The organism is Actinomycetospora endophytica, assembly GCF_021026375.1.
Lineage (GTDB): Bacteria > Actinomycetota > Actinomycetes > Mycobacteriales > Pseudonocardiaceae > Actinomycetospora > Actinomycetospora endophytica.
Genome location: NZ_JAJNDB010000007.1, coordinates 363,786 through 376,742 on the forward strand (window position 1 = coordinate 363,786; position 12,957 = coordinate 376,742).

The window sequence follows — 12,957 nt, forward strand, 5'->3', positions numbered from 1 at the left end:
ACATGGCGCAGCAGCAGCCCAGGGCGACGGTCGGCACGACGGACCGGCCCCCGCACCCCGCCGACCCCGCGCTCGGCGACGCGCTGCTCCGGAGCGGGCCGGAGGTGGACGGGGCGGAGGACCTCCCGCTCCCCGAGGACCTCGGCGGGCCCGACCCCGCCGCCGCGCCCGCGGTCACCCGGGAGCGGGCGCGGATCGCCGTCGACCTGCGCGCGGTCGTCGTCGACGCCCTGCACCGGCTGGTCGAGATCCCGGTCGACGACGGCGACCGGGGGCCGGTCGCGGGTCACGCCCGGGCCGCGCTCGGGGCCACGCGCCGTGCTGCCGCTCTCGGCGGGCTCCCGGTTCCCGCCGGGCCCACCGACCCGACCCGGGGGCAGGCACTGCGCCCGGCAGGCCTCGTCGTCGGGACCCTGTTCGGAGCCGCGGCGGCCTCGCTGGCCGCGCTCGTCGTCGTGCTGCTCCCCGCGACCGTCGCCGCCGAACCGCTGCTCGTCGTCGGGCTGGCGGTGGCCGTCGCACTGGCCGCCCGGCACGCGCCGCCGGCCGCGTCCGGGGTGGTGCTGGCCGCCGTCCTCGGGGTGCTCGCCCTCGCCGCGCCGTTCGCGACGACGACCGCCTCGACCACCGGTGCCGTGGCCGGCACCGTCGACCTGCCCGTCGAGGCCGCGCCGGAGCCGGGGGAGTGCCTGCTGCTCGGGGTCGTGCTCGCGGCCGCCTACGCGGTCGGGCTGCACCGGCGGCGCCGGGCGATCGCCGTCGGCCGCGGCCACCTGCTCCACGCGTTCGACGAGCAGGCGCGCGGGGACGTCGACGCCCGGCTCGGGCTGGCGGCCTCGACCCACCGCACGCTCGCCGCCGAACTGGCCGTGCTCGCCGCGCCGGACGCCTCCGAGCCGCGGCGCCGGCGCATCGCGCGGCACCGGGTCGCCGCGGTGCTCCCGACCCTCGCGGCCGTCGACGCCGAGCCGGGACACCTCGTCGGGGAGGTCGACGCCGTGCTCGACGAGGGTCGGCTCGCGGTGCTCGTGGCCTCGGCCCGGCACGCCGCCCTCCTCGGTGGCCAGCCCGCGGCGCGGCACGGCGGACGTCCGCCGTCGGTGGTCGTGCGGGGCGTGCCCGGGCGGGACCGGCCGGAGGTCGGACTGCTCGCCGCGCGCCTGCTGGCCGAGCTCGTCGCGGAGCTCGCGTCCCGGCCCGGCCCGGACGCGGCGTGCGTGACCGTGGAGCACCGCGACGACGCCGTCGTCCTGGAGGTCGCCTGCGGGCGCACCCGGGTCTCGGGGCCGCGTCCCGGGCGGGTGCCCGCCGCGCTCGCTGAGCGGGCCGCCCTGGTGGGCGGGACGGTCGAGGTGACGTCGTGCCGGGAGGCGCTCTCCGTGCGCGTCTCGCTCCCGGTCGCCGCGACGGTGCCCGCTCCGGTGCAGCCGTCGACGCCGCCGGGTGGCTCGGTGGCCGCCGCGTAGGTGCGCTCCGCGCTGGTGAGCACTCATCGACGCCGGAGCGTCCATTACTGCTCACAGGCGACGGAGTCGCGCCTATTCTCCCGGGCGTGGACCACCGACTGATCGCGTTCTCGCTCGCCGCCGCGGTGCTCATCGTGGTGCCGGGCCCGAGCGTGGTGTTCGCGGTCGGCCGGGCGCTCTCGGTCGGGCGGCGCCGGGCCCTGGCCGCCGTCGTGGGCAACGAGCTGGGACTGATGGTGCAGGTCGCCGTCGTGGCCGGTGGGCTCGGCGCGCTCGTCACCGGGTCGGCCGTCGCGTTCACGGTGCTGAAGCTGGCCGGAGCCGCCTACCTCGTCGTGCTGGGGGTGAACGCGATCCGCCACCGCCACGACGCGTTCGCCGCCCTCGGCCGCGCCGGCGCGGTCCCCGATAGCCGCCGCCGGGTCGGCCGGGCGGTGCTCGACGGCATCGCGGTGGGTGCACTGAACCCGAAGAGCGCGGTGTTCTTCACGGCGTTCCTGCCGCAGTTCGTGGACCCCGGGGCGCCGGTGCCCGGCCAGGTGCTGCTGCTCGGGGCGGTGTTCACCGGGATCGCGCTCGTCCTCGACAGCCTGTGGGTGCTCGTCGCGGGGACCGCCCGGACGTGGTTCGCGCGCTCGCCGCGCCGGCTCGCCGTCGTCGGCGGGACCGGGGGCGTCGTGATGATCGGTCTGGGTGTGGGGGTAGGTGCCTCCGGCTCCTAGAGATCCAGCAGCATCCGGCTGTTGCCCAACGTGTTCGGCTTGACGTAGGCGAGGTCGAGGAACTCCGCGACGCCCTCGTCGGCCGACTCCATCATCTCCAGGTAGACGTCCTGGCTGACCGGCGAGCCGTCGATCTCCCGGAATCCGTGACGTGTGAAGAACTCCACCTCGAAGGTGAGCACGAACAGACTGGCGAGCCCGAGGGCGCGGGCCTGCGCGATCAGCTCGTCGACGAGGGCGTGCCCGACGCCGCCGCCCTGCACCGAAGGATCGACCGCGATGGTGCGGACCTCGCCGAGGTTCTCCCAGAGCACGTGCAGCGCGCCGCACCCGACGACCTCGTGACCGCGCACCGCGACCCGGAACTCCTGGATCGTCTCGTACAGCGTGACCAGCGGTTTCCGCAGCAGGATGTTGTCCGAGGCGAAGCCGTCGACCAGCGTCTTGATGCCCCGCACGTCGGCGGTCCGGGCGCGGCGCAGCAGGATCGGGGCGCCGGAGGATCGTCCGTTCCCGGACTCCGTGGTCGAGGGGGTCGCTGCGCTCCGCTCGGTCTCCGGGGTCATGACGGTCCAGCCTAGGCGCGGCCGGGTCGCCGGGCCGGGCGCGACCCGCACCCTCCGCCCACCGCCGGACCCCGGCGTCGCCTCCTCGGCGCGGCCCGGAGGCGTCTACCCTGGACGGGTGCCGCAGCGCGAAGAGCAGTCCCGCGCGGGCTCACCCGGAACGGACAGCGCCGTGGAGCCCGAACCCCGAGGCCGCGTGGCGCTCGTGACGCTGGGCTGTGCCCGCAACGACGTCGACTCCGAAGAACTGGCCGGACGGCTGGCCGCCGAGGGGTGGGACGTCGCGGGCGGCGACGACGGCAGCGCCGACGTCGTCCTCGTCAACACCTGCACCTTCGTCGAGCAGGCCAAGAAGGACTCCGTCGACGCGGTGCTGGCCGCGGGCGGGCCCGACTCGAAGGTCGTCGCCGTCGGCTGCATGGCCGAGCGCTACGGCGCGGAGCTGGCCGAGGCACTGCCCGAGGCGTCCGCGGTGCTGGGCTTCGACCACTACGGGTCGATCTCGGAGCGCCTCGACGACGTGATGTCCGGGCGCCCGCTCGCCTCCCACCAGCCCGCGGACCGGCGCACGCTGCTGCCGCTGAGCCCCGTGAAGCGTCCCGAGGCGGTCCGTGAGGGCTCGATCCCCGGGCACGAGTGGCTGCCGGAGATCCCCCGCCGGCGGCTCGACGACGCCCCGGTGGCGCCGCTGAAGCTCGCCTCCGGATGCGACCGGCGCTGTGCCTTCTGCGCCATCCCGTCCTTCCGGGGCGCCTTCGTGTCCCGCGCGCCCGAGGACGTCGTCGCCGAGGCGGCGTGGCTGGCCGACCACGGCGTCGCCGAGGTCACCCTGGTCAGCGAGAACTCCACCTCCTACGGCAAGGACATCGACGCGCGCGGTGCCGCGGGCGGGGCGCTCGAGCGGCTGCTCGGCTCGCTCGCCGAGGTGCCGGGCCTGCGCCGGGTCCGGGTGTCCTACCTGCAGCCCGCCGAGGTCCGGCCGCCGCTGCTCGCCGCGATCGCGCGCACGCCCGGGATCGCCGACTACTTCGACCTGTCCTTCCAGCACGCCTCCGGGCCGCTGCTGCGGCGGATGCGGCGGTTCGGGTCCCGCGAGTCGTTCCTGTCGCTGTGCGCCGAGATCCGCGCGCTCGCGCCGGAGGCGGGCATCCGCTCGAACGTCATCGTCGGCTTCCCCGGCGAGACCGAGGAGGACCTCGCCGAGCTGGAGGCCTTCCTCTCCGAGGCCGAGCTCGACGCCGTCGGGGTGTTCGGCTACTCCGACGAGGACGGCACCGAGGCCGCCGACCTGCCCGACAAGGTCGACCCCGCCGAGGTCGCCGCCCGCGTGGAGCGGATCACCTCGCTGGTCGAGGTGGTGAGCGCCGACCGTGCCGCCCGCCGCGTCGGCACCGAGGTCGAGGTCCTCGTCGAGCGCCAGGAGCTCTCCGAGGAGGCCGAGGCGGAGTTCGACGACCCGCCCATCTCCGAGACCGGCGACGTCGACCTCGCCGAGCTCGGCCTCACCGAGGACGACGTCCCCGAGATGACCGACCTCCCCGACGACGAGGCCGAGGGTCCGGTCGAGCTGGTCGACTCCGAGCCCGGCGACCTCGTCTGGATCGGGCGCGCCGCCCACCAGGGCCCCGACGTCGACGGCGAGTGCCTGCTCACCGGCGACGACGAGCTGCTCGCCGGGCTGACCCGCGGCGCCGTCGTGCGAGCCGTGGTCACCGGCTCGACCGGGGTGGACCTCGTCGCCGAGGTCCTCGACGTGATCGCCCCCGGCCCCGGCACCGCCGAGGCCCCCGAGCCCGCCGTGGCCGGCGCGCGATGACCCAGCCGCCGGGGTCGGCCGCCCCGTCGTCCGCCGACGGGACGAGCACGCCCGGTACGACCACGAGCGCGCGCGCCCCGGTGCCGCTGGTCAACATCGCCAACGCGCTCACCGTCGTCCGGCTGATCCTGGTGCCGGTGTTCCTCGGCGTGCTCTTCGTCGATGGCGGGCACACGCCGTACTTCCGCTGGGTCGCCTTCGGGGTCTTCGCGGTCGCGTCGCTCACCGACTCCTTCGACGGCGAGTTCGCCCGCCGCTGGGGGCTCGTCACCGACTTCGGCAAGATCGCCGACCCGATCGCCGACAAGGCGCTCGTCGGCGCGGCGCTGGTCGGGCTGTCGGTCCTGGGCGAGCTGGCCTGGTGGGTCACGATCGTGATCGCGATCCGGGAGCTCGGGATCACCGCCATGCGGTTCTGGGTGCTGCGCCACGGCGTGATCCCGGCGAGCCGGGGCGGCAAGCTCAAGACGGTGCTGCAGACCCTCGCGCTGGGGCTCGCGATCATGCCGCTGCCCGCGGTGGCCCAGCCCGTCGTCGCGACGTTGTTCCTGCTCGCGGTGGTGGTCACGGTCGTGACGGGGCTGGACTACGTCGCGCAGGCGGTGCGGCTACGCCGAGCGGCGACCGCCTGAGCCCGCGCGGCGCCGTTCGCTGTCGGCGAACCCGTCCGTGCGGGACACCACGGAACCGACGCGGCGCTGCGGGAGTCGGTACCGTGGTCGGAACGGTCATCGACGCCGGGCTCCCCGCGGGGCCGATGCTGGTCCCCGCGTCCGGGGTGCGGTGAGGGCGGAGGTGCGAGATGGCGCTGTTGTTGCGCGAGGCGATCGGCGGGACCATCCGCCGGGCCCGCACCGAGCGCCGGCGGACCCTGCGTGACGTGTCCAAGGACGCGCGGGTGAGCCTGGGCTACCTGTCGGAGATCGAGCGTGGGCGCAAGGAGCCCTCCAGCGAGCTGCTCGCGGCGATCTGTGAGGCGCTGGCGCTCTCGCTGCCGGAGCTGCTCGACGACGTCGCGGACTCCATGCGTCCCGAGCCCGCGCGGCTCGCCCGGCGGCGCCTCGTCGGGGTCGACCCGGCGCTGCGGTCCGCGGTCGAGGAGGCCTTCGGTGGCGCCGAGGCCACGGAGACCGAGGAGGCCCCCGCGATCGAGGGGGACGCCGCGCCCGAGCCGGTGCCGAGCGGAGCCGTCGACCTCGCCGGGGACACCACGCCCGACGCCCCGGACCTCGACGAGGACGAGCTGGGCGGGTTCGGGGACATCGAGACCCCCGAGCCGGCCGGCGAGCTGCGGGTGGTCGAGCTGGTGACCCTCGGGCGCGAGCCGGTCGGGGTCGTCCGGTCGGCGGCCTGAGTGCCCGTCGGTGCCGACCGCTCGCCGCTCGCGATCACCGATCCTCCACGTCCGATGTGAGCCTCGGTGGAACGTGCGGCCGTGAGCTGACACGATGGGTGAGGAGTCCAGGTCAGCGTGTTCGGGCCTGTGCGGACGATGACGAGTTGGGCGGGAGCAGATGGCCAACCCCTTCGTGAAGGCCTGGAAGTACTTCCTGGCAGCGTTCTCCTCGAAGATCGATGAGCACGCGGACCCCAAGGTCCAGATCCAGCAGGCGATCGAGGACGCCCAGCGCCAGCACCAGGCGCTCTCGCAGCAGGCGGCCTCGGTGATCGGCAACCAGCGTCAGCTCGAGATGAAGCTGAACCGCCAGCTCGGCGACATCGAGAAGCTGCAGTCCTCGGCGCGGCAGGCCCTGACGATGGCCGACCAGGCCCGCGCCAAGGGTGACGAGCAGGCCGCGCAGCAGTACGAGCAGTCGGCGCAGGCGTTCGCGACGCAGCTCGTGACGGCCGAGCAGAACGTCGAGGACCTCAAGACGCTGCACGACCAGTCGATCGGCGCCGCGCAGCAGGCCAAGCAGGCGGTCGAGCGCAACGCCATGGTGCTGCAGCAGAAGCTCGCCGAGCGGACCAAGCTGCTCAGCCAGCTGGAGCAGGCGAAGATGCAGGAGCAGGTCTCCTCGTCGCTGCGCCAGATGAGCGAGGTCGCGGCGCCGGGCAACACGCCGTCGCTCGACGAGGTCCGGGACAAGATCGAGAAGCGGTACACCACCGCGCTCGGTCAGGCGGAGCTCGCGCAGAACAGCGTGCAGGGCCGGATGCTCGAGGTGCAGCAGGCGAGCACCGACTACGCCGGGCAGAGCCGCCTCGAGCAGATTCGGGCGTCGATGAACGGGCCGGGTCAGGTCACCCAGGGCCAGCCCGTGGACGGGCAGACCCAGCCGGCGCAGCCCGCCCCGGCGAAGGCGCCGACCCAGCAGTACGCGCCGCCACAGCAGAACTGAGCCCGTTCCGGTTCTGACCGAAGGGCCCCTTCGCGCGAATAGATTGCGCGACGGGGCCCTTCGCTCGTTCCGGGGGCGGGCCGCGCGTTCCGGCGAGGGGCGCCCACGGCCCGTCTATTCGAGCGAAGGTGCCCTTCGCTCAGAACGGGTCAGCGCTCAGAACGGGTCAGCGCTCAGAACGGGCCAGCGCTCAGAACGGGTCGGCGCTCAGAACGGCGGCGGGTCAGCGCTCAAGAACGGAACGGCGGCCGGGCTCAGCCGTATCGCGCCCGCCGGCCCGACTGCTGCTGCGGCCGCCGCCCGCCCCGCCGCGGACCCGGGTCGGGATGCGGACCCGGCTGACACGTCGGGCAGTAGTAGGCGACGCGGTCCTCGGCGTCGGGCCGCCCGTCGTCCTGACGCGCCACCACGACGCCGTCCCGGCAGCGCCGGCACCCGCGCCCGCCCCGCTCGAACACCCAGTGCTGCGCACCCTCGCCGAGATCGCCCGTCGTCGACTGCTCCGGGCGCCAGGCGTTGCGCAGCAGCAGCTTGCGCGACCACGCCACGGCGTCGTCGATCTTCCGGTCCGACAGGTCCCCGACCCGCGTCCACGGCGACACCCGCAGCAGGAAACAGATCTCGGCCTTGTAGAGGTTCCCGACCCCGCAGGCCACCCGCTGATCGAGCAGCGCCGCGCCGAGCTCGCGCTCCGGGTCCGCACGCAGGAGGCGTGCCATCTCGGAAGCACACCCCTCGGGATCGGACTCCCACGCGGGCCCGAGCAGGTCGGGACCGAGAAGACCCACCCACCGGGACTCGTCGGCGGTGGGCAGCAGGTCGAGGTCGTGCAGGCGGAACCCGACGGCGACCCGGTCGGGTACCTCGAGGATCGCCCGGATGTCGTGCTCCCGACCGCGCCAGGGCCGCCCCGGCCGGTAGAGATGCCACGTCCCGTCCATCCGGAAGTGGCTGTGCAGGCTCGTCCCGTCGTCGAACCGTGTGAACAGGTGCTTCCCGACGGAGGCCACGCCCAGCACCGTCCGCCCGGTCAGGTCGTGGTCGATCAGGCGCGGGTGCCGCAGCTCGCCACGCGTCAGCTCCTGACCGGCCAGCGCGTCGTCGAGGCGCCGGCCGGCGAGGAACACGGTGTCACCCTCGGGCACACCTCGATGATGCCCGTCCGGGGCCGCCGGAGAACCGCACGGCCCTCAGCTCGCCAGCACCAGCTCCCGCGGCGAGGACCGCTGCGCGAGCGAGACGTGCTCCGCCGTCGGGCGGCCGCCCGGTCCGCTGGCGATCACCAGCACCGTCTCCGGGTTGTCGACGGGCGCGCAGAACGTCCCGTCGGCACCGACCGGGACCACCGCGAGCTGGCGGCCGTGCAGGTCGACCAGGGTCACGCGGGCGTCGGGGGCGGGCGCACCGTGCGCCAACCGGACGCGGCCGTGCACGGCCGAGCGCGGCTCGTCGTCGGGAACCGGCTCGATGCCGGTGTCGATGACCACCTCGTCGACCGAGCGCGACCGTGGCAGCACCGGGATGGCCCCCGTCGCCACCAGCGCCACGAGGCCCGCCCCGGCCGCGATCAGCAGCGTCGTGCGCAGGCCGTCCAGCGAGGGCAGCAGGGCGTCCCCGACGCGGATCGTCATCACCGAGAGCACGACGGCCGCGACCGCGGACGCCGTCGAGGTGCCCACCGAACGCATCAGGGTGTTCAGCCCGTTGGCCGCCGCGGTGCGGTCGGTCGGGACGGCCCGCATGATCAGGTCGGGCAGCGAGCCGTAGGCCAGCGCGACCCCGGCGCCCACCAGCGAGATCACCAGCGCGACGTGCCAGGCCTGCGAGAGCAGCATCGACCCCAGCACGTACGCGGCGACGATGATCACCAGCCCGGCCTGCAGCGAGGTCCGCGGACCGAACCGGGCGGACACCCGCGCCGTCACCGGGGACATCAGCATCATCACGACGCCGTTGGGGGCGAGCACCAGACCCGCCATCAGCAGGGACAGTCCCAGGCCGTAGCCCGACGACGTCGGCGCCTGGAGCAGCTGCGGGAACGTCACCATCCCGGTGAACATCGCGATGCCCACCGGCACCGAGACGAGGTTCGGCACGAGCACGGCGCGGCGCGCGGAGACCCGCAGGTCGACGACCGGGTCGGTCGTCCGCAGCTCCCAGGCGCCCCAGACCAGCAGCACGACGACGGCGCCGGCGGCCGTGCCCAGCGTCGTCGCGCTGCCCCAGCCCCACTGGCCGCCCTTGGAGATGGCGAGCAGCCCCAGCACCAGGCCGACGGTGAGGCCGAGTGCGCCGACGACGTCGAACCGTCCGCCCGAACGCTGCGGCGACTCCGGGATGACGGCGAGGATGAGCACGGTCCCGGCGACACCGAGGGCGCCGGCGACCCAGAACAGCGCGTGCCAGTCCGCGACCTCCACGATCAGCGCGGACAGCGGCAGGCCGAGCCCACCGCCGATGCCCAGCGTGGCGCTCATCAGCGCGATGCCCGAGCCGAGACGCTCCGCGGGCAGCGCGTCCCGCATGAGGCTGATCCCCAGCGGCACCGCGCTGACCGCCACGCCCTGCAGCGAGCGCCCGATGATGACCGGCACCAGCGACGACGTCAGCGCACAGATCACGGCGCCGACGACGAGGAGCCCGAGGGTCGCGAGCAGGATCGTCCGCTTGCCGACCATGTCGCCCAGGCGCCCGGCGATCGGGGTGGCCACGGCGCCGCCGAGCAGCGTGGCGGTGATGACCCAGGAGGCGTCCGCGGAGGTGGTGTGCAGCAGCGCGGGGAGCTGGGGGACCACCGGCACGACCAGCGTCATGCACAGCGACGCGATGAGGCCGACCGAGGACAGGACGGCGACGACGAGGCCGGGGCTCGCCTTCGTCCGCCGGGGGTCGATCGAGCTCTCGTGCACGACCGCCTGCGCCACCGGGCCTCCGCGTTGTCCGTTTCGTGTGCTCAGCAACTCGGACGTCACAGTAGGACGCGGGTTGCCCACGAGAGGGCCAACGTCCGGCTCCTCACAGTTCTTCCGGAGCCGGCGGCGGGTTCGTGACTAGCGCGTGGCGAGGATGACGGCGACGAGACCGACGACGTTCGTGCCCAGGTGGATGCCGATCGAGGCGAAGATGCTGCCCGTCCGGCGGCGCACGACCGACATGACGACGCCGCCGGTGGCCGTGACCAGCAGGACGACGAGCACGCCGAGCACCGGGATGCCGCCCGCGGGCGCCGCCACGGCCCCCGCGAGGTGCCAGACCGCGAACGCCGAGGCCACCGCGAACACCGCACCGCGGCCGGCCCACCAGCGTCCGGCCCAGGCGCGCTCGGTCAGCCCGTGCAGCACGCCGCGGAACGCGAGCTCCTCGCAGAGCACCGTCCCGACCGGGATGAGCAGCAGCGCCCGCAGCACCACGGCCGACGTCGGGCTCGACGCGACGCCCGGGTTCTCCAGCAGCGGGCGGGTGGCCGGCAGCAGGAACGCCACCGCGTACCCGAGGGCCACGATCCCGACCGCCGCGCCGCCCCACCGCAGCCCGGCGGACCACGTCGTCGGGCACAGCCCCAGGTCGCGCCAGGTCAGGCCGCCCGCGCGGGCGGCGAGCACCAGCACGAGCACCCCGACGACGTTCGCGATCATCCGCACGACGGGATCGGCGGGCAGCGCGGGGACGAGCAGGTTGTTCCAGGCGACCAGACCCCCGGCGACGACGACCGCGACCGCCGACAGCACGACCACGGCGGGCACCCGGCGGGGCGCGGTCCCGGCCGTGGGGTCGGGGGTGGGCGCCGGCGCGGGGAGGGTCGGAGCGGTCATGTGTCCTTCGGGCCGGGGTCAGATCCGAGGCCGCGCCGTGGCCCGGTCTCGACCCTCCACCGTGCCATCACCTGCCGTGAGCGATCCGTGAGGGCCCCGGTGGGGTGTCACCGAGGTCATACCCGCCGACGACGACGGGTGACCCTCGGCATGTCGTCCGTCACCCGTCGCCGGCCAGGACGTGCCGGGCCCGCTCGGTGTCGGCGGGCGTCCAGCCCGGGGGCGCGGCGACCGCGGCCCAGCCGTCGAGGATCTCGCCCTGGTAGACGTGGCCGTGCCCGGGCGGCACCCCCACGGCGTTCATGAGGTCGATGGAGACCTGCCAGAACGTGACGACGGGATACCAGCTCATCGCGCCGAGAACGTCGTTGCCGCGGGGCTCGACGAGCCAGTCCGGGCGGCTCCAGATCAGGTCCGGCGACCACCACACCACCGGGTCCGACGGGTGCTGCAGGTACAGCACGTGCGGCGGGATCCAGGGCGTCGACGGCGTGCTGCTCACGGTGCGGGTGGCGTCCCCGCCCGCGAAGCGCACGACGAGCCCGTCGGAGTACGTGGGCCGGATCTCCGGGGTGCCCGGGTCCCGCCGGGCGACCAGCTGCGACCACAGCCGGTTGGTGTTCGGCGGGCCGACCCAGAGCACGCCGTCGGTGTTGGCGCGGACGTCCGCGAGCGAGGTGAACGCCGCCTCCGAGCCCTGCGAACCCAGGCTCTCCCCGAAGACGATCATCTTCGGCCGGGGCTGCCCGGGCGGGATCGCCTGGATCCGGGCGTGCACCGCGTCGATGAGCAGGCGCCCGGCCTCCTCCGCGCGGGGGCCGTCGAGCAGGAAGGACAGCCAGCTGGGCAGGTAGGAGTACTGCGTGGCGACCATGGCCGAGTTCCCGCCCCAGATCGCCTCCAACGAGTCGGCGACCGGGTCGTCGACCCAGCCGGTACCCGTCGTCGTGACGACCGCGACCACCCCGCGGGAGAACGCGCCCTCGCGGTCGAGCTCGGCGACGGCGAGGTCGGCGCGCGACTGCGGGTCGGGGGCGGACTCCAGCCCGACGTAGGCCCGGATCGGGTCCAGCGCGGGCCTGCCGGACGCCGCCGTCAGGTCGGCACCGCTGCGCCCGGCGGCGACGAACCGTCTGCCTTCCTTGCCCAGGGTGGCCCAGGGGGCGAGCGAGGTGGGCGACCCGGAGCGGGTGGGCCGTTGGGGCTGGTCGAACCCGGGGTAGGTCTGGTCGTTCACGCCGCTGAACGCCTGGTCGACGACGGCGAGGGTGCCGGCCAGGACGACGTTGTTCGCGAACGCGGCGATGACGACGGCGAGCACGACGACCGCCACCACGGTGGCGATGCGGCGGGGCAGCCGCGTGAAGCGGCGCAGGCCCCGGACGAGCACGTGGTCGGCGTGCCGGATCATCCGGACGAGGGCGATGGGCACGGCGGCGACCGCCACGCCGGTCGGGGCCGCGCGGAGGTAGCCGAGGTAGCCGGGCGGCTCGATCCCGACGAGGACCGCGATCTCGCGCTGCCAGCGTGCCCCGGCGATCAGCATCACGAGGACGACGACGGCCGCCGCGGCCAGCAGGATCGGCCAGGCCGACTGCCGGACCCGGCGCGGCATCCACCCGCGGGCGTGCGCGATCAGGCGAACCCCGCGGTGCGTGCGGCGCAGCAGGAACCAGATCGACGTGCCGATGCCGTAGCCGACGGCCGCCGAGAGCCCCGTCGCCAGGCCCTGGACCCACCAGGTGCGCGGGATCAGTGAGGGGGTCATCGCCAGGGCGCCGGTGGCGACGGCGAGCGTGAAACCGAGGGCGTCGACCCGCAGCCAGCGCAGGCCGCGGCGGTCCAGCGGCCCCGGACCGCGGTGGACGACGTGCGCGGCGGGCGGGCGGGGGTGCGGCCCGTGCAGCGGCGCGCCGTCGGGGGCGGGCGTGTCGATCGTCGTGGTGCCGCCGGTGGCGGGCTCCGGGGAGGGGCCCGGGTCGTCGCGCTCGACCCGGGTCTCCGACACGCCGACCAGTCTGGACCACGGCCGTTCGGAGGACCGGGCGGGCGCCTGCGCCGTGGACCACACGATCGTTTCATGCGCGATGTGCGGTCCACCCGGTTCGACGCGGTCCTCGGTTGCACATCGGGGAACACTGGCCGCAATGCGAAACGGAGTGGGGTCGATTCGCGGATCGCACGACGGGGCCGTGATCGGGGGTGACCTGGGCGAGTCCGGGAATCGGTACAC

General features: G+C 74.8%; 11 protein-coding genes. 6 read left to right on the forward strand and 5 right to left on the reverse strand.

The window, feature by feature from the left end; all coding sequences use genetic code 11:
* The first annotated feature begins 2 nt into the window (after window positions 1–2).
* The gene (locus LQ327_RS28055) at window positions 3–1,466 is read left to right on the forward strand and encodes a hypothetical protein (protein WP_230739113.1); all 1,464 of its coding nucleotides are present in this window, start codon (window positions 3–5) and stop codon (window positions 1,464–1,466) included.
* A gap of 86 nt (window positions 1,467–1,552) precedes the next feature.
* The gene (locus LQ327_RS28060) at window positions 1,553–2,188 is read left to right on the forward strand and encodes a LysE family translocator (protein ID WP_230739115.1); all 636 of its coding nucleotides are present in this window, start codon (window positions 1,553–1,555) and stop codon (window positions 2,186–2,188) included.
* Here LQ327_RS28060 and LQ327_RS28065 read toward each other — a convergent pair.
* Window positions 2,185–2,754 carry an amino-acid N-acetyltransferase gene (locus LQ327_RS28065; RefSeq protein ID WP_230739117.1) on the reverse strand — a complete coding sequence of 190 codons (570 nt, stop codon included), beginning with the start codon at window positions 2,752–2,754 and terminating at the stop codon, window positions 2,185–2,187. The genes LQ327_RS28060 and LQ327_RS28065 overlap by 4 nt on opposite strands.
* Before the next feature lie 118 nt (window positions 2,755–2,872).
* Here LQ327_RS28065 and LQ327_RS28070 point away from each other — a divergent pair, with 118 nt between their 5' ends.
* The 4 genes from LQ327_RS28070 to LQ327_RS28085 all read left to right on the forward strand — a co-directional run bounded on the left by LQ327_RS28070 (window position 2,873) and on the right by LQ327_RS28085 (window position 6,912).
* Window positions 2,873–4,570, forward strand: coding sequence for a MiaB/RimO family radical SAM methylthiotransferase (locus tag LQ327_RS28070; protein WP_443611921.1), 1,698 nt, complete (start codon window positions 2,873–2,875; stop codon window positions 4,568–4,570).
* The gene (gene pgsA / locus LQ327_RS28075) at window positions 4,567–5,202 is read left to right on the forward strand and encodes a CDP-diacylglycerol--glycerol-3-phosphate 3-phosphatidyltransferase (protein WP_230739118.1); all 636 of its coding nucleotides are present in this window, start codon (window positions 4,567–4,569) and stop codon (window positions 5,200–5,202) included. The genes LQ327_RS28070 and pgsA overlap by 4 nt, the downstream gene beginning before the upstream one ends.
* A 170-nt stretch (window positions 5,203–5,372) precedes the next feature.
* Window positions 5,373–5,924, forward strand: a complete 552-nt coding sequence (locus LQ327_RS28080; protein ID WP_230739119.1) for a helix-turn-helix domain-containing protein — start codon at window positions 5,373–5,375, stop codon at window positions 5,922–5,924.
* 160 nt (window positions 5,925–6,084) lie between these two features.
* The gene (locus LQ327_RS28085) at window positions 6,085–6,912 is read left to right on the forward strand and encodes a PspA/IM30 family protein (RefSeq protein ID WP_230739120.1); all 828 of its coding nucleotides are present in this window, start codon (window positions 6,085–6,087) and stop codon (window positions 6,910–6,912) included.
* A gap of 254 nt (window positions 6,913–7,166) precedes the next feature.
* Here LQ327_RS28085 and LQ327_RS28090 read toward each other — a convergent pair whose 3' ends face one another.
* The 4 genes from LQ327_RS28090 to LQ327_RS28105 form a co-directional block, all read right to left on the reverse strand.
* The gene (locus LQ327_RS28090) at window positions 7,167–8,057 is read right to left on the reverse strand and encodes a DNA-formamidopyrimidine glycosylase family protein (protein ID WP_230739121.1); all 891 of its coding nucleotides are present in this window, start codon (window positions 8,055–8,057) and stop codon (window positions 7,167–7,169) included.
* A 45-nt stretch (window positions 8,058–8,102) separates the two neighbouring features.
* Complete coding sequence (locus LQ327_RS28095; protein WP_230739122.1) at window positions 8,103–9,836, reverse strand: MFS transporter; 1,734 nt, start codon at window positions 9,834–9,836, stop codon at window positions 8,103–8,105.
* Between the two features lie 126 nt (window positions 9,837–9,962).
* Window positions 9,963–10,724, reverse strand: a complete 762-nt coding sequence (locus LQ327_RS28100; RefSeq protein WP_230739123.1) for a CPBP family glutamic-type intramembrane protease — start codon at window positions 10,722–10,724, stop codon at window positions 9,963–9,965.
* 160 nt (window positions 10,725–10,884) lie between these two features.
* Window positions 10,885–12,732: an alpha/beta hydrolase gene (locus LQ327_RS28105; RefSeq protein ID WP_230739125.1), complete on the reverse strand. Its 1,848-nt coding sequence runs from the start codon at window positions 12,730–12,732 to the stop codon at window positions 10,885–10,887.
* Window positions 12,733–12,957: the final 225 nt, after the last annotated feature.

Coding starts and splice junctions, on each gene's coding strand:
- LQ327_RS28065 (WP_230739117.1), bottom strand. CDS start 2,754: ATGACCCCGGAGACCGAGCGGAGCGCAGCGACCCCCTCGACCACGGAG.
- LQ327_RS28055 (WP_230739113.1), top strand. CDS start 3: ATGGCGCAGCAGCAGCCCAGGGCGACGGTCGGCACGACGGACCGGCCC.
- LQ327_RS28085 (WP_230739120.1), top strand. CDS start 6,085: ATGGCCAACCCCTTCGTGAAGGCCTGGAAGTACTTCCTGGCAGCGTTC.
- pgsA (WP_230739118.1), top strand. CDS start 4,567: ATGACCCAGCCGCCGGGGTCGGCCGCCCCGTCGTCCGCCGACGGGACG.
- LQ327_RS28080 (WP_230739119.1), top strand. CDS start 5,373: ATGGCGCTGTTGTTGCGCGAGGCGATCGGCGGGACCATCCGCCGGGCC.
- LQ327_RS28100 (WP_230739123.1), bottom strand. CDS start 10,724: ATGACCGCTCCGACCCTCCCCGCGCCGGCGCCCACCCCCGACCCCACG.